The sequence below is a fragment of the Spirochaetota bacterium genome (genome assembly GCA_030154445.1).
Taxonomy (GTDB): domain Bacteria; phylum Spirochaetota; class Brevinematia; order Brevinematales; family Brevinemataceae; genus Brevinema_A.
This window is the reverse complement of the sequence record JAGUQW010000005.1, coordinates 1-15,092: the sequence shown is the minus strand read 5'-3', so window position 1 is coordinate 15,092 and position 15,092 is coordinate 1. Positions and strand designations below refer to the sequence as shown.

Annotated in this window: 28 protein-coding genes and 1 pseudogene; 27 read left to right on the top strand and 2 right to left on the bottom strand. The window is 34.1% G+C overall.

Annotated features, from left to right (window positions below; translation table 11 throughout):
* Positions 1 to 4 precede the first annotated feature (4 nt).
* From rplC to rplQ, 27 genes are all read left to right on the top strand, one after another.
* Entirely contained in the window at positions 5 to 610 is a 606-nt protein-coding gene (gene rplC / locus KFW21_03115; GenBank protein ID MDK2818424.1) for a 50S ribosomal protein L3, read from the top strand.
* A 2-nt stretch (positions 611 to 612) separates the two neighbouring features.
* Positions 613 to 1,254, top strand: coding sequence for a 50S ribosomal protein L4 (rplD, locus tag KFW21_03110; protein ID MDK2818423.1), 642 nt, complete (start codon positions 613 to 615; stop codon positions 1,252 to 1,254).
* A gap of 2 nt (positions 1,255 to 1,256) precedes the next feature.
* Positions 1,257 to 1,544: a 50S ribosomal protein L23 gene (gene rplW, locus KFW21_03105; protein ID MDK2818422.1), complete on the top strand. Its 288-nt coding sequence runs from the start codon at positions 1,257 to 1,259 to the stop codon at positions 1,542 to 1,544.
* A gap of 9 nt (positions 1,545 to 1,553) precedes the next feature.
* Positions 1,554 to 2,387: a 50S ribosomal protein L2 gene (rplB, locus tag KFW21_03100; protein MDK2818421.1), complete on the top strand. Its 834-nt coding sequence runs from the start codon at positions 1,554 to 1,556 to the stop codon at positions 2,385 to 2,387.
* A 12-nt stretch (positions 2,388 to 2,399) separates the two neighbouring features.
* Complete coding sequence (gene rpsS / locus KFW21_03095) at positions 2,400 to 2,687, top strand: 30S ribosomal protein S19 (GenBank protein ID MDK2818420.1); 288 nt, start codon at positions 2,400 to 2,402, stop codon at positions 2,685 to 2,687.
* Positions 2,688 to 2,701: 14 nt separating this feature from the next.
* Positions 2,702 to 3,049: a 50S ribosomal protein L22 gene (gene rplV, locus KFW21_03090; protein MDK2818419.1), complete on the top strand. Its 348-nt coding sequence runs from the start codon at positions 2,702 to 2,704 to the stop codon at positions 3,047 to 3,049.
* 3 nt (positions 3,050 to 3,052) lie between these two features.
* Positions 3,053 to 3,667, top strand: a complete 615-nt coding sequence (rpsC, locus tag KFW21_03085; protein MDK2818418.1) for a 30S ribosomal protein S3 — start codon at positions 3,053 to 3,055, stop codon at positions 3,665 to 3,667.
* Between the two features lie 46 nt (positions 3,668 to 3,713).
* Positions 3,714 to 4,130 carry a 50S ribosomal protein L16 gene (rplP, locus tag KFW21_03080; protein MDK2818417.1) on the top strand — a complete coding sequence of 139 codons (417 nt, stop codon included), beginning with the start codon at positions 3,714 to 3,716 and terminating at the stop codon, positions 4,128 to 4,130.
* 1 nt (position 4,131) lies between these two features.
* On the top strand, positions 4,132 to 4,335 hold the full coding sequence (gene rpmC / locus KFW21_03075) for a 50S ribosomal protein L29 (protein ID MDK2818416.1): 204 nt from the start codon (positions 4,132 to 4,134) through the stop codon (positions 4,333 to 4,335).
* An 11-nt stretch (positions 4,336 to 4,346) separates the two neighbouring features.
* Complete coding sequence (gene rpsQ / locus KFW21_03070; protein ID MDK2818415.1) at positions 4,347 to 4,598, top strand: 30S ribosomal protein S17; 252 nt, start codon at positions 4,347 to 4,349, stop codon at positions 4,596 to 4,598.
* Between the two features lie 19 nt (positions 4,599 to 4,617).
* The gene (gene rplN / locus KFW21_03065) at positions 4,618 to 4,986 is read left to right on the top strand and encodes a 50S ribosomal protein L14 (GenBank protein MDK2818414.1); all 369 of its coding nucleotides are present in this window, start codon (positions 4,618 to 4,620) and stop codon (positions 4,984 to 4,986) included.
* 11 nt (positions 4,987 to 4,997) lie between these two features.
* A complete protein-coding gene (gene rplX, locus KFW21_03060; GenBank protein ID MDK2818413.1) occupies positions 4,998 to 5,312 on the top strand; it encodes a 50S ribosomal protein L24 in 315 nt (104 codons plus the stop codon).
* Positions 5,313 to 5,323: 11 nt separating this feature from the next.
* Entirely contained in the window at positions 5,324 to 6,148 is an 825-nt protein-coding gene (gene rplE / locus KFW21_03055) for a 50S ribosomal protein L5 (GenBank protein MDK2818412.1), read from the top strand.
* 14 nt (positions 6,149 to 6,162) lie between these two features.
* Positions 6,163 to 6,348, top strand: coding sequence for a type Z 30S ribosomal protein S14 (locus KFW21_03050; protein ID MDK2818411.1), 186 nt, complete (start codon positions 6,163 to 6,165; stop codon positions 6,346 to 6,348).
* 55 nt (positions 6,349 to 6,403) lie between these two features.
* Positions 6,404 to 6,784: a 30S ribosomal protein S8 gene (gene rpsH / locus KFW21_03045; protein ID MDK2818410.1), complete on the top strand. Its 381-nt coding sequence runs from the start codon at positions 6,404 to 6,406 to the stop codon at positions 6,782 to 6,784.
* Between the two features lie 9 nt (positions 6,785 to 6,793).
* On the top strand, positions 6,794 to 7,339 hold the full coding sequence (rplF, locus tag KFW21_03040) for a 50S ribosomal protein L6 (protein MDK2818409.1): 546 nt from the start codon (positions 6,794 to 6,796) through the stop codon (positions 7,337 to 7,339).
* A 129-nt stretch (positions 7,340 to 7,468) separates the two neighbouring features.
* Entirely contained in the window at positions 7,469 to 7,834 is a 366-nt protein-coding gene (gene rplR, locus KFW21_03035; GenBank protein MDK2818408.1) for a 50S ribosomal protein L18, read from the top strand.
* 15 nt (positions 7,835 to 7,849) lie between these two features.
* Positions 7,850 to 8,473 carry a 30S ribosomal protein S5 gene (gene rpsE, locus KFW21_03030; GenBank protein ID MDK2818407.1) on the top strand — a complete coding sequence of 208 codons (624 nt, stop codon included), beginning with the start codon at positions 7,850 to 7,852 and terminating at the stop codon, positions 8,471 to 8,473.
* A 17-nt stretch (positions 8,474 to 8,490) separates the two neighbouring features.
* Positions 8,491 to 8,952, top strand: coding sequence for a 50S ribosomal protein L15 (gene rplO, locus KFW21_03025; GenBank protein ID MDK2818406.1), 462 nt, complete (start codon positions 8,491 to 8,493; stop codon positions 8,950 to 8,952).
* Positions 8,953 to 8,971: 19 nt separating this feature from the next.
* Positions 8,972 to 10,261, top strand: coding sequence for a preprotein translocase subunit SecY (gene secY, locus KFW21_03020; protein MDK2818405.1), 1,290 nt, complete (start codon positions 8,972 to 8,974; stop codon positions 10,259 to 10,261).
* A 1-nt stretch (position 10,262) separates the two neighbouring features.
* Positions 10,263 to 10,895 (top strand): nucleoside monophosphate kinase, encoded by a 633-nt coding sequence (locus KFW21_03015; protein ID MDK2818404.1) that lies wholly within the window; start codon positions 10,263 to 10,265, stop codon positions 10,893 to 10,895.
* Positions 10,896 to 10,897: 2 nt separating this feature from the next.
* Positions 10,898 to 11,116 carry a translation initiation factor IF-1 gene (gene infA, locus KFW21_03010; protein ID MDK2818403.1) on the top strand — a complete coding sequence of 73 codons (219 nt, stop codon included), beginning with the start codon at positions 10,898 to 10,900 and terminating at the stop codon, positions 11,114 to 11,116.
* Positions 11,117 to 11,128: 12 nt separating this feature from the next.
* Entirely contained in the window at positions 11,129 to 11,257 is a 129-nt protein-coding gene (rpmJ, locus tag KFW21_03005) for a 50S ribosomal protein L36 (GenBank protein ID MDK2818402.1), read from the top strand.
* A 12-nt stretch (positions 11,258 to 11,269) separates the two neighbouring features.
* Positions 11,270 to 11,635 (top strand): 30S ribosomal protein S13, encoded by a 366-nt coding sequence (rpsM, locus tag KFW21_03000; protein MDK2818401.1) that lies wholly within the window; start codon positions 11,270 to 11,272, stop codon positions 11,633 to 11,635.
* Positions 11,636 to 11,648: 13 nt separating this feature from the next.
* Entirely contained in the window at positions 11,649 to 12,044 is a 396-nt protein-coding gene (rpsK, locus tag KFW21_02995) for a 30S ribosomal protein S11 (protein MDK2818400.1), read from the top strand.
* A 30-nt stretch (positions 12,045 to 12,074) separates the two neighbouring features.
* Positions 12,075 to 13,040, top strand: a complete 966-nt coding sequence (locus KFW21_02990) for a DNA-directed RNA polymerase subunit alpha (GenBank protein MDK2818399.1) — start codon at positions 12,075 to 12,077, stop codon at positions 13,038 to 13,040.
* A 39-nt stretch (positions 13,041 to 13,079) separates the two neighbouring features.
* Complete coding sequence (rplQ, locus tag KFW21_02985; protein ID MDK2818398.1) at positions 13,080 to 13,439, top strand: 50S ribosomal protein L17; 360 nt, start codon at positions 13,080 to 13,082, stop codon at positions 13,437 to 13,439.
* Between the two features lie 60 nt (positions 13,440 to 13,499).
* Here rplQ and KFW21_02980 read toward each other — a convergent pair whose 3' ends face one another.
* Both KFW21_02980 and KFW21_02975 read right to left on the bottom strand, forming a co-directional pair.
* Complete coding sequence (locus KFW21_02980; GenBank protein MDK2818397.1) at positions 13,500 to 14,951, bottom strand: restriction endonuclease; 1,452 nt, start codon at positions 14,949 to 14,951, stop codon at positions 13,500 to 13,502.
* A 25-nt stretch (positions 14,952 to 14,976) separates the two neighbouring features.
* Positions 14,977 to 15,075, bottom strand: a pseudogene (locus KFW21_02975) (PT domain-containing protein).
* Between the last annotated feature and the right edge of the window lie 17 nt (positions 15,076 to 15,092).

Genomic DNA, 15,092 nt, shown 5'->3' with positions numbered 1-15,092 from the left:
TACAATGAAGGCTAAGACCGTCGGAATTATCGGGAAAAAACTCGGTATGACTCAGTTATATGATGACAAAGGAGCTCTTTGTGGTGCAACTGTTGTTGATTTTTCTGATACAGATGTTTTAGGATTTCGTACTGTCGAAAAAGATGGTTATAATGCAGTTATCTTAGGATGTGATTTTAAAACATCGAAAAAAGGGAGTGATATTTTAGGTAAACCTAAATTTGTTTCTGAAATTCGTGTTGAAGATGTAACTCCTTATCAAGGTAAAGCTTATGAAGAAGTTCTAGGATCTTTAGGAAAAGTTGATGTTAGTTCTATTTCAAAAGGTAAAGGATTTCAAGGAGCTATGAAGCGTTGGAATTTCGGTGGAGGACCTGCCAGTCATGGTTCCAAAACTCACCGTCGTGTTGGTTCTATTGGACAATGTACTTTTCCAGCTCGTGTTATTAAAGGTAAAAAAATGCCTGGACATATGGGAGATGAGAGAGTCACTGTTTTAAGTCAAAGACTTCTACGTATTGATACAGAAAGAAAGCTTCTATTTATCGAAGGATCTGTGCCCGGCAGTAAACAAAGTTATGTTACTGTTCGAGACGCAATAAAGGGGTAATTATGAAGTTTGATGTATATAACGCGCAGAAAAAAGTTAGAGAAATAGAATTATCAAATATGTGGGAAAGTGCTTCTAGTAAATGTGTTCACCAAGTTATTGTAGCTCGTCTTGCAAATGAAAGACAGGGTACAGCATCTACAAAAACACGTGCTGAAGTCAAAGGAACAGGTGCAAAACCTTTCCGTCAAAAAGGACTTGGTAGAGCTCGTCGTGGTTCTTACTACTCTCCTCTTATAAGAGGTGGTGGTGTTACTTTTGGTCCAAAACCTAGAGACTATACACAGCATATTAACAAAAAACAAAAAGCTAATGCTTATGTTTATGTTATCGCAGAACTCTATCGTAAAGGTGGATTGAAAATTGTGGATTCTTTAGATTTAAAAGATTCAAAAACTAAAAGCTTTAAAGCTTTGTTAGAATACAATCTTGAATCTGTAGAAGGTCGTACTGTTGTAGTTGATGTTAATTACAATGCAGAAATGTTAAAAGCTTGTGCTAATTTGCCAAAAACAGCGTATTATGGTGTTGATTTTATTGACATTCTACCACTGTTTTATGCAAAACAAGTGATTATGACAGAAGCTGCACTTCGTAAGTTTGACGAAAGATACACTGGTATGATCAAACTAGAGAGAGGTTAATAATGATAGTAAGTGAAATCTTGATCAGACCCATCCTAACAGAAAAAAGTTCAAAGCTTTCTAATCTCAATAAATATGTATTTGAAGTTTCAATGAGTACAAATAAAATTGAAATTAAAAAAGCTATAGAAAGTTATTATGGAGTTGAAGTCGATAAGGTTAACACATTAATTGTTAAACCACGTCACAAAAATTTCCGTACAAAAAAAATATCACGTCCCGGATTTACAAAACGCTATAAAAAAGCTGTTGTAAGTGTTAAAAAAGGTACGATTGATTTTTTAAAATAGAGGCAAATAATGGGTATCAAACGATTTAAACCAACTACCCCAGGACTTCGCCATAGAGTGTCTTTTGATTATTCAGAAATCACGAAAACAGAACCTGAGAAAAGCCTTATTACAATGACCCTTCGTGGTAAAGGTAATGGACGTAATAGTCAAGGTCGTATCACTGTTCGTCATCGTGGTGGTGGTAGTAAGCAATTGTACCGCGCTATTGATTTTAAGCGTAAAAAATGGGATATAGAAGCAAAAGTGTTTTCTATAGAATACGATCCAAATCGTAGTTCTCGTATTGCTCTTCTTCATTATCAAGATGGAGAGAAAGCTTATATCATAGCACCTAATGGTTTGAAAGTTGGGGAACGGATTATAGCAGGCGCTCAAACAGAAGTCAAAGTCGGAAACGCAATGCTTCTTGAGAACATTCCTGTAGGTACAGTCCTTCATAACATCGAAATGAAACCTGGTAAAGGTGGACAATTAGCTCGTTCAGCTGGAACTAGTGCGAAACTAGACGGTAAAGAAAATGGCTATGCGTTCTTAAGTCTTCCATCAGGAGAAATAAGAATGGTTCTTCTTCGCTGTATGGCGACAATTGGTGAAGTTGGAAATGCAGAAAGATTGAATATTGTTTACGGTAGTGCTGGAGCAAAACGTCATCTAGGTTGGCGTCCAACAGTTCGTGGTGTAGCCATGAACGCACATGATCACCCTCATGGTGGTGGACGTGGTAAACAGAAAGGTTATAAAAGACCAACTTCTCCTACTGGTGTTCCTTCTAAAGGGTATCGTACTCGTCAGAAAACTAAAACGTCTAATCGTTATATTGTTTCTAAGAGAAAGAGATAGGCCGGAGGAAATATGGCACGTTCAATTAAAAAAGGGCCGTATATTGATGCTTCTTTATATAAGAAAGTGTCTGCGGTTCAAGATACTATTGCTTCAGGCAATTCTAAACCAATTAAAACTTGGTCACGTCGATCAACTGTTCTTCCTGAAATGATAGGCTTGACATTTCAAGTACATAATGGTAAAATGTTTATACCAGTTTATGTAAATGAAAACATGGTTGGACATAAATTAGGTGAATTTTCACCAACTCGCGTATTTCGCGGACATGCAGGTTCTAAAAAAGCTGGCAAGAAATAAGTAAGGAGTAATTCATGAATGATGCTGTTGCTGTTGCTAAAGCAAAATCCTTAAGAATTTCTTCCATGAAACTTCGACGTATAGCACGTCTTATCAAAGATATGAAAGTTGAGAATGCTCTTGCAATGTTAAACCATATGCCTCAAAAGGGTGCTAAAATGGTTTATAAAGTATTGTTTGCTGCTAAAGCTAATTTCCTTCATAAAAATCCAAATGGTGATACCACTCCTTTGAGTGTATCAACAATTTTTGTGAATGAAGGTACTGCGTTTGCTCGTTTCAAGCCTCGAGCTAGAGGTAGAGCTGATCGTATGTATCGTGGAACTGCTCACTTAACTTTATATTTGGGCAATAAGGAGTAATTCATGGGACAAAAAGTACATCCTGTAGGATATCGTGTTGGTGTAAGTAAATCTTGGGAATCAACTTGGTTTACTGAAAAAAATGTTGCTTTATTTGTATTAGAAGATTACAAAATTCGTACACTTCTTAATAAAGAATATAAAAGAGCATTTTTATCAAAAATAGAAATCGCACGTTTTCCAGGACTTGTTAACGTGACTGTTCATTCTGGTAAACCAGGTATTTTGATTGGTCGTAAAGGTTCTGAAATCGATGTAATTGCTAACAAACTTTCAAAACTAATTGGAGCTAAAAAAGTTTCCCTTTCAGTTAAAGAAGTAAAACAAATAGAACTTGATGCAGCTATTGTTGGAGCAGATATTGCTTCCCAGATAGAGCGTCGTGTTGCTTACAAAAGAGCTATTAAACAAGCTATCCGTAATGCAATTCGTGCAGGAGCACAAGGGATTAAAATTCGTATTTCTGGTCGTCTCAATAATGCTGAGATCGCTCGTAGTGAAGAATTTAAAGAAGGACGTATGTCTCTTAACACATTAAATGCCGATATTGATTACCGTTTAACAGAAGCATTAACTCAAATGGGAATCATAGGTATTAAAGTGTGGTTAGCGAAATAAGTCTTAGATAATTGTATTATCAAAAATAAGCTGAGGAGAAATCTCCATGTTGATGCCATCTAAGGTTAAATATAGAAAACAACATAGAGCTAAAATTAATCACTCACCTGTACATGATGGTGAAATGGTCTCTTTTGGTGACTATGGACTGATTGCTTTAGAAGCAGCATGGCTTACGAATAGACAAATAGAATCTGCTCGTATTGCCATAAATCGTTACCTCAAAAGAGGAGCGAAAGTTTGGATCAGAATTTTCCCAGATCATCCTTACACCAGAAAAGGTGAAGGGGTTCGTATGGGTAAAGGTAAAGGAGCTCCAGATGGTTGGATTGCTCCGATTCGCCCAGGTAAAGTCATGTTTGAAATAACAGGTATTGACGAAATTAAAGCGAAGGAAGCCTTTAGACTAGCTGGACATAAGTTACCTATTAAGGTAAAGTTTGTCAAGAGAATCGAGGGATAATATGACTAAAATTCAAGAGCTCCGTTCCTTGTCAGAAGCAGAACTTCTTTCAATGAAAATAGAGTTGCAAAATAAAATCATGCATATTCGTTTTCGTTCAAAATTCGAACCTTCCACAAATATTATGGAAATTCGTCATATGAAAAGAACTATTGCAAGAATTAATACTTTGATCCGTCAAACGGAACTCAAAGAACAAAAGTAAAGGACAGCAGAATGACAAAGCAAAAGACCTTTACCGGAGTGGTTGCTAGTGATAAGATGGATAAATCTAGAACTATTGTCATCATAACACATGAAAAACATCCTTTATATAAAAAGTATGTTCCAAAACGTAAAAAATTGATGGTTCATGATGAACAAAATGCTTCTGCTCTTGGTGATAAAGTGCTAATCGGAGAAACAAAACCTATTAGTAAGCGTAAAAGTTGGGTTCTTCTTGAAGTCCTAGATAAGCACCAGGACTAAAGACGGGAGGAATTATTATATGATAATGCTTGGAACACGCTTGGATGTTGCTGATAATAGTGGCGCAAAAGTAATTGAATGTATTCATGTCGTCGGTAGTACACGCCGTCGGTATGCATCTGTTGGTGATATTATAGTGGCAGCTGTAAAAAGTGTCTCACCAAATGCCCCTATTAAAAAGGGTGATGTGGTGAGAGCCGTTGTAGTTCGAACCAAAAAAGAAATTAACCGTACTGATGGTTCAGCTATTCGTTTTGACCGCAACTCTGCAGTCATTGTGAATAAAAAAAACGAACCCAGCGGGACTCGTATTTTTGGACCCGTAGGACGGGAGTTAAGAGAAAAAGATTTTATGAAAATCGTATCACTTGCTCCTGAAGTGTTTTAGGAGGATATACCGTGAAAATTAAGAAAAATGATGAAATTATCGTAGTTTCCGGTAGAGAAAAGGGGCGTAGAGGAGAAGTTTTCTATGTATCCCCTTCCGATAAAACTCTTCTTGTCCGCGGAGTCAACTTCGTAAAAAAGACAGTAAAGAAAAATAAAGAACATCCTAACGGAACGATTCTTGAAAAAGAAGCACCTATTCATGTGTCTAACGTGATGTTATATTGTCCTAAAAATGATAAAGGTGTTCGTATAGAATATGTTATCGATGATAAGGGAAATAAAAGACGTAAGGCGAAAGGTGTTGATCACTTTTTCGACAATTAAGAGGCTTCATAATGGCTGAGAAAAAAGAAACAACTGCTGCGGCAGAAACTGTAGAAAAAAAAGTAACTGCTAAAAAAACTACTGTTAAAAAAGTAGAAAAAACTGAAAAAGAAGTAATTACTCCAAAAACTGAAGGGGTAGAAGTTGTTTCAAAAGTTGAAGCGAAAGCTCCTACTAAAAAAGTTGCTTCAAAAACTGAAGGTGTAGAAGTTACTCCAAAAAGTGAAATAAAATCTCCTACTAAAAAAATAGCTCTAAAAACTAAAGGGAAAGCTCTTGTTAAATCTGGTTATCAACCTCGTTTTAAAATACTTTTTGAAAATGAGATTAAATCAAATTTACATAAAGAGTTTAACTATAAATCAGTTATGGCTATTCCTCGTATTGAAAAAATTGTTATCAATATGGGTGTAGGTGCTGCTGTATCTGATAAAAAAGTGGCAGATGCTGCAACAAATGATCTTACTTTATTAGCTGCTCAAAAAGCAATGAAAACCATTGCGCGTAAATCTGTATCTAATTTTAAGTTGCGTGAAGGAATGGCTATCGGTGCAAAGGTAACATTACGTAAAAATCGTATGTTTGATTTTCTTGATAAGTTGATTTCTGTTGCGATTCCACGTGTAAGAGATTTCCGTGGTGTTAAAGCTACAGGTTTTGATGGAAGAGGAAATTTCTCTTTCGGAGTATCTGAGCAAATTATCTTCCCTGAAATCAATTATGATAAAATTGATAAAGTTCGTGGAATGGATATTACTATTGTTACTACAGCTAAAACGGATCAGGAAGCAAAAAGTTTATTAACTCATTTTGGTTTTCCTTTCCGTAACAAGTAAGCGAGGGCTATATCATGGCAAAACAATCATTGATCCAACGCTGGAAAAAGAAACCTAAATTTAGTGCAAGAGCTTACAACCGCTGTAATATTTGCGGTCGTCCACGTTCTTACATGAGAGATTTTGGTGTCTGTCGTTTGTGTTTCCGTAAACTGGCTTTACAAGGACATATTCCGGGTGTTGTCAAATCTTCTTGGTAAGATTTGATTTATAGAGAATTTTTTCTCATCAAAAAAAAATAAGGCGAGGAATCCTATGGATATTATCGCAGATAGCTTAACAAAAATAAGAAATGCTACTATGCGTAGTCTTCCTAGAACGAGTGTCAAGAAGACAAAGCTTATGGAAGAACTTCTAAAAATAATGAAACATGAAGGGTATATTGAAAACTACAAAGATAGTGCTCAACCTTACATGATAGATGTTACTTTAAAATATATTAATGGTAAATCAGTAATTGATGATCTTAAACGGATCAGTAAACTTTCACGTCGTGTGTATGTTGGTAAGGATTCTATTCCTAGAGTTTATAATAATTATGGAATAGCGATACTTACTACATCGAAAGGTGTGATAACAGACAAGGCAGCTCGTTCACTAGGAATTGGTGGCGAAGTTCTTTGTTATATTTGGTAGGAGCAAAATATGTCACGTTTGGCAAAAAAACCCCTGCTCATTCCTAATGGTGTAACCATTACGGTAGAAAATGGGAATTTAATCTTTAAAGGTACTCTTGGTACTATTACTCAAGAATTTGATACTGTATTAATCAGTCCAGTTGTTGATACTAGTAGTATCTTAGTAAATCGTTTAAATGATACTAAAGAAGCTAAAGCAAAACAAGGTCTTTATTGGGCATTGTTTAGAAATCATCTAACTGGTGTTTCTACAGGCTTTGAGAAAAAACTTGAGATTCAAGGGGTTGGTTATCGTTGGGAAGTTAAGGGGCAAACTCTTAATTGTACTGTTGGTTTCTCTCATCCTGTTACTTTTGTAGCTCCAGAAGGAGCAAAACTAGAGCAACTTGCACCAAATTCGGTTTCTGTTAAAGGTATAGATAGACAATTAGTTGGTCAAGTGGCTGCTAATATTCGTTTTATTAAAAAACCAGAACCTTATAAAGGTAAAGGTATTCGCTATGCTGGTGAAGTAATTCGTCTCAAAGAGGGTAAAAGCGCTGGTAAAAAATAGCAATAATTAAGACATTTTGTAGGAAGTGACTATTACTTCCTATATCTTGTTCTAACTTATTATATTTTTTTTGTGGATAGAGGGATAGTGAAAATTTATCACTTCTAGTATTAAGCAAAGGGGTAACATATGATTGATATCATAACTAATAAAGTTAAACGTCATAAAAAACGTAAATTACGAAGTAAAAAACATCTTCGTATTTCTGCTGACCGTCCTAGATTGACTGTTTTCAGATCAAATAAATATTTGTATGCTCAAGTGATCGATACTACTAATGTAGTATTAGCATCTTTTTCATCAGTATCAAATGAATTAGGTAAAAGTAAACTTACTAATAATATAGAAGCTGCTACTATCATTGGTACTAAAATTGGTGAAAAGCTTAAAGTACTTAAAATAACAAAGGTCGCATTCGACCGTAACGGTTACTTGTATCACGGAAAAGTAAAAGCTCTTGCTGAAGCTTGTCGTGCTGCAGGAATCGAATTCTAAAGCTGAGGATATACTATGGCTGAGAATCAAGCACCACAAACAGGGCAACAGGAAAACACTCCTCAAGAAAGAGCTCCACGTGGAGATAATAGAAGAAATAACAACAATAAAAGTAACAATAACAGACGAGATCGTCGTGATAGACCTGAAGCTATCCCATCTGAATGGGAAGAAAAAGTAGTAAGTCTTAGACGAGCAACAAAAGTTATTGCTGGTGGACGTCGTTTTCGTTTTAACGCTATGGTTGTTGTTGGAAATAAAAAAGGAAAAGTTGGTCTCGGATATGGTAAAGCAAATGAGCTTGCGGATGCTATTAAAAAAGCAAAAGATAAAGCTATTTCAAATGCAATGCTTATCCGTTTAAAGGGAACAACTATTCCTCATGAAATTTTAGGAGAATATAAAGCTTGTCGTATTCTTATGAAACCTGCTACAAAAGGAACAGGAGTTATTGCCGGTGGTGCAGTACGTCCAGTTCTCGAATTATTAGGTGTTCATGATATTTTAACAAAATCTTTGAGATCTCCTAATCCAATCAATCTTATTAAAGCGACATTTAATGGATTAACAAGATTGTATAATATTGAAGATATTGCTGCAAAACGTGGAAAAACAGTATCTGAATTATTTTCTAAATAATTAAAGGAGCGCACAATATGGGTCATATTGAACTCAAACCAAATATAGGCGCTACAAAAAAGCGTAAGCGAGTAGGTCGTGGTACTGGTAATGGAACTGGTAAAACCTGCGGAAGAGGACATAAAGGACAAAATGCTAGATCTGGTGGAGGAGTACCTTTATATTTTGAAGGTGGTCAAATGCCACTCTATCGTCGAGCTCCTAAACGTGGTTTTAAAAACATCTTTAAAATTTTTAATAATATTATTAACCTAGAGGATTTAAATGTTTTTCCTGACGGTTCGGAAATAACTCCTGAATTATTATGTCAAGCTGGATTGATTAAAAACAACGGAAATCCTATTAAAATTCTTGCAAAAGGTTTTGGTGAGATTGTATTTACTGCAAAGAATATCAAGATTCATGCACATAAAGTATCCGTTGCTGCTAAAGATCTCATAGAGAAATCTAGCTCAACAATTGTTCCTCTTACAAAGTAAAATAATTTAGAGGGTCATTATGTCTGTTTTAATAAACATGTTTCGTATTACGGAATTGAGAAAACGTATTTTTTTCACCCTGTGTATAATGGTAATTGTTCGCGTTGGTGCACAGATTCCTGTGCCTGGCGTACAATTAAATAATCTTTTATCTGCTATAGGTACAGAAAATAATAATTTTATTGCTTTTGTTAATTTACTTAGTGGTGGAGCTCTTGAAAGAGCATCTATTTTTGCTCTTGGTGTAATGCCTTATATTACTGCAAGTATTGTTATGCAATTATTAACAGTTATTATTCCAACTTTAGAAAAAATAGCAAAAGAAGGTCCAGAAGGTCGTCAAAAAATTCACCAGTATTCACGTATTGGTACTTTGATTATCGCTGGTATTCAAGGCGTTATTTACGGAAATTATTTAGTTCAATTTAATAATCAAACATCACAACCGTTCATTATACTATCTTCTACTCAATTTGTTTTATTGTTCACATTATCAGTTGCTACTGGTACTTATATATTGATGTGGCTTGGAGAACAAATCACAGAAAGAGGATTGGGTAATGGTATTTCTATGATTATTTTAAGTGGTATAGTAGCTCGTTTTCCACAAGCTTTCTATACTTTTATCAACAAACCAAATGATCCTATTTTAACTCTATTATTAGTTGTTATGTTTTTAGGTATTATTATGGCTGTTGTATTTGAAGAAATGGGATTACGCCGTATACCTGTGCAATACTCTCGTGGAGGAGTCGCATCAGGACCTTCATTTTTACCATTTAAAGTAAATCCAACTAATGTTATTCCTATTATTTTTGCATCAGCTGTTTTAGTATTTCCTGTACAATTAGCTCAATGGTTTGGACCTAGAGCACCTTGGTTACATTCTATATCCAATGCTTTACAACCTGGAGAACTATGGTATTCCATTGTTTATTTCACACTTATTTTATTTTTTGCTTTTTTCTATATTGAGATTGAATTAAATCCTCATGATATTTCAGAAAATTTAAGAAGACAAAATGCATTTATTCCTGGAATAAGACCTGGAAGCGAAACAGAAGCATATATTTCAAAAACATTGTATAATCTTGCACTACCTGGAGCTGGTTTTATGGGTATTATAGCCTTATTGCCAACTTTTGTTGTTAGTAAATTAAAAGTACAGGCTGATATTGCTTATTTAATGGGAGGAACATCTCTTATTATTTTGGTAGGAGTTTCTCTAAATACATTAAGACAAATAGAAGCATTTTTAAATATGAATCATAAAGAAGGATTTTTAAATCCTAAAAAGAGAACATATTAATATGAATAAAAAAATAATTTTTTTAGGCTATCCTGGATCTGGAAAGGGTACACAAAGCTCTTTGCTAAGTAAAGAATTTAATATTTATTCACTTTCTACAGGAGATGCTTTTCGTCAAATGATACAAGAAGGCAAGGGTGAAGTTGCAGATCGAGTTAAAAGTTGTATTAATGAAGGAAGATTAGTTTCAGATGAATTAACATTTGAAGTTGTAAAAAAAAATCTTCCTTCAATTGATAAATCTTGGATTCTTGATGGGTTTCCGCGTAACTTAAATCAGGCTAAAATTCTTAATGAATTTTCTCCACCGACTGATGTTATCCTTGTTGATATTGATGAAAAAATTATTTTTCAAAGATTAACTGGAAGAAGGCTTGCAAAAAGTTCTGGAAAGATGTATAATGTGTTTCTAAATCCCTCTAAAATGGAAGGAGTTTGTGATGAATCAGGTGAAGAACTCATTCAAAGAGATGATGATATGCCTGAAGTAGTTCAAAAACGTCTTACTGTTTATAGAATGGAAACGGAGCCACTTATCAAGTTCTATCAAGATAAAGGGATTCTTAAGAAAATAGCTGGGAATTCATCTATCAACGAAGTTTATAGTAATTTGCGGGAGGTTTTAGGTTTCTAATGATGGATAAAGAAGATGTTATAAAAATCGATGGAATTGTTTTAGAGCAAATGCCAGGAGCTGTTTTCAAAGTTGAATTAGAAAACAAACAACAAATACTAGCACATATCTCTGGTAAGATGCGGATTAATCATATCAAAATTCTTGCTGGTGATAAAGTCAGCTTAGAACTTTCCCCTTATGATCTTACTAAGGGGAGAATAGTATATCGTTATAAATAGAGAGGCTATTTCATGAAGGTAAGAGCATCAGTAAAACCTATGTGTGAAAAGTGTCAAACAATTTTAAGACACGGTATTCTCAGAGTTATTTGTGAGAATCCAAAACACAAACAAAGACAAAAAGGTAAAAAAAGAACCTAACGGAGGTAATCCATGGCGCGTATTGCTGGAAGAGAAGTACCAAACAACAAAGCATCTTGGATTGGTTTAACATATGTTTATGGCATCGGAAGACATTCCGCATTAAAAATAATAAGTGCTGTAAATATTGAAAAATCAAAAAAAATAGGTGAATTGTCTGAAGAAGAATTAAACCGTATTCGTGAAGAAATTGATACTAATTTTAAAGTTGAAGGTGATCTTCGTACAGAACGCTCGATGAATATTAAAAGACTTATTGATATTGGTTCTTACAGAGGATTGCGTCATAAAAAGAGACTACCTGTTCGAGGCCAAAGAACTCGAACAAATGCACGTTCTTGGAAAGGTGCTCGTGCTAACGCGATCAAAAAGAAGTAAGAGGGTGATTTAAATGGCAGCCAAAGCAAAAAGTTCTAATAAAAGAAAAAAAGAGAAAAAAAATATTGTTGAAGGTATAGTTCATATTCAAGCAACTTTTAATAATACTCTTGTTACAGTTACAGATATGAATGGTAACACTATTTCATGGGCTAGCTCTGGAGTTGGTGGATTTAAAGGTACTAAAAAAGGTACCCCGTTTGCTGCGCAATTGGCTTCTGAAAAAGCTATGGAAGGCGCTGTTTTCCATGGTTTACAAAGTGCACATATTCGTGTTAAAGGACCTGGTCCAGGACGAGAATCTGCAATTAGAGCTGTAGATTTAGCTGGAGTTAGTGTGAAAAGTCTTCGTGACGTTACACCAATTCCACATAATGGATGTCGTCCTCGTAAAAAGCGACGCGTCTAATCATACATTGTTATTATAGGAAGGTAGATTATGGCGCATAGAGATTTATTAAAAGATTTAATTCTTCCTTATGAATTAAAATACGAACAAAATACGTATAATAATACTTATGGGAAGTTTTATATTTATCCTTTTGATAAAGGTGTAGGCGTAACTATAGCTAATTCACTAAGAAGAACACTTCTTAGTGCAATTTTAGGTTATGCTTTTACAGCGGTTAAAATCGAGGGTGTAAATCATGAGTTTGACGCTATTGAAGGTGTAAAAGAAGATATTACGGATATTGTGCTAGCTCTTAAAAAAGTTTCTCTTTTTTTAAATGATCAAGTAAATAAAAAGAGAATTCGTATAGAAAAAAAAGGTCCAGGATTTTTAACTGCAGCAGATTTTATAGTTGATCCAACTATTGAAATTGCAAATCCAGATTTGATAATTGCTACATTAGATGATAAAGCCAAAATAGTAATGGAGTTGGATATTGAATTTGGTAGAGGGTATCGTTCTGCAGAAGATGCTCTTGCCCAAGTTGATGAAATTTCTGTCATTCCTATAGATGCTATATTTTCGCCAGTAGATAGAGTTAATTTTTTAATTGAAGAGTATCGTGTTGGTGAAAAAACTGACTGTGAGAAAATTGTTCTTGAAGTTTGGACAGGTGGTACAATTGATCCTGTTGATGCTATTGCAGATGCTTCTTTTATTTTAAAAAGTTATTTCTCAATGTTTATGAATTTTGAAGCTATTACAGAAGTAGAAATACCAAGATTAGCAGAAGCTGTTTCACCAGAAGAAGAAGTTTTTCTAAAAACAGTTGAAAGTTTAGATCTTTCTGTAAGATCTCTTAATTGTTTGCAAAGTGAAGAGATCGCTACAATTGGTCAATTATTATCCTATTCTAGAGATGATCTTATGAAAATTAAAAATTTTGGAAGAAAATCATTAGTTGAAATTGGTGAAAAATTAACAATGTATGATCTTAAAATTAAAGAAGACTAATCGTTTTTTTTATCTTAAAGAAAATTAAAGGAGTTTATGATGCGTCATGGAAAAAAAGTTGTAAAACTTAGTCGTACAAAAAGTGCTCGTAAGGCTCTTTTTCGTAATCTTGCTCAATCCTTATTTAAATATGAAAGTGTAAAAACAACATTAACTAAGGCGAAAGCAATCAGACCTTATGCTGAAAAAATTATCACAAAAGCTAAAACTAATGATCTTCATAATAGAAGACAACTTTTAGCAAAGATGTATGAAAAAAGTGTTGTAGTAAAATTATTTGATGATATTGCTCCTCGCTTTGCTACTCGTAATGGTGGTTATTTAAGAATCACCAAATTAGGGCAGCGTCAAACTGACGGTGCTGAAATGGCTATCATCGATTTTGTAGATGCTCAATAAACAATAAATAACTAAAAAACCTCTCATAACGAGAGGTTTTTTAGATTTATTTACTTATTTTTAATCTATAATTTCAGGATTAAAAAGATCTTTTGTAGTATCAGCATTTTTTTTAGCGTCTTTTAGAGGTAGTCTTATAAGAGGTAAATCTACTCTCACATTTCCTTCAAGAATTTCTTTTATGGTTACAATTTTAATTTTTGAAAATTTTTGAGGAAACTCTTCGCCTAATGAAAATGTCCCCATTACATTAGCTGTTTTTGTCATAACTTTTGTTGGTTCTTCTAATAAAATTAGAATACCACATTCAGCATTATTTTTTTGAACAACGCCGATTAAACTATTAATCATATCATCACCAACATTTTTACCCGATTTAACAGAAATAATTGCTTTTTTTCTATCATTGGGTAACCCAAAAGATATAATCCCGTCTACACCACCGTCAGCTCCTTTTTTGTCATTGATGATCCCAGCATTATTGGTGTAGCTTAGTATGGCCCACATTTCAAATTGTTTTCTTACTCTGTCATCTTTTTTATTGGCTAAGGCTCTTGCCGAATCCATATCTTTAGGAACACCATGAAGAATAACATTTTCACTTATTGTCTTACCATAGGTATCTTCTAATCGTTTTAATATTAATGAAATAGATTGGTAGGTAATATCTATCCCCATCCATTGTCTATTAAGTTTTTGAGCGACGGATACTGTTGTTCCACAGCCACAGAAGGCGTCTAAAACTACATCACCTTCATTAGTTGAAGACTGTATAATCCTTTCTAATAATGCCTCTGGCTTTTGTGTAGGATAGCCTAAGCGTTCTTTGGACATATTAAAAACACTCTTTATTGGCCAAACATCAGGACATCCTACCATACTCCAATATCCTATTTCATCTTTTCCGCTACTAGCATTTTTAGAATTATCTTTGAGACTAGGTACAAAGTCAAGGTATCTTTTTATTTTAAAATAATTAAAAGTATATCTATTTGATTTTGTAAATAACATAATAACATCATGTTTTCTAGCAAACGCGTTCTTAGGCTTTCCACCCATAAAATATTGCCAAATAATCTCATTGAGAAAATTACCATTTCTTTCTTTACCACAAAAAATAGAATCACAAATTATTTTCAAATAATGACTAGCAGTTGGATCACAATGGAGATAAAAACTACCTGTTTTTTTTAGTTTGTGCCAAATCAAATTAATTCTCACCGTCATACTTACAAGATAAGCCATTAAGGAAGAATCTCCTAAGACTTTTTTTAATCCTGAAATAAGTTCTATGGTTTGAGAGGTGTATCCATGAGCATTGTTAAGTATTTCTGTAAATTCTGTAATAGTGGTGTCATTCCATTCCCATGTATCAGAGAATGCTTGAGCTTGAGCCTTGTCAATTCCTTCATTATTATAAATTTGATTATAATTTCTATTAGAGTTGAAGGGAGGATCTATATAACATAAATCTATCGATTCATTAGTGATTAAGTGTGATGAAACTAAAATTTCTTTATTATCACCATAAAATAATTTATTTAATGGTTGGTTGGTTGGTTGGTTGGTTGGTTGGTTGGTTGGTTTGTTGGTTGGTTGGTTGGTTTGTTGGTTGGTTTGTTGGTTTGTTTGTTGTTTTGTTTTATTTTTTTT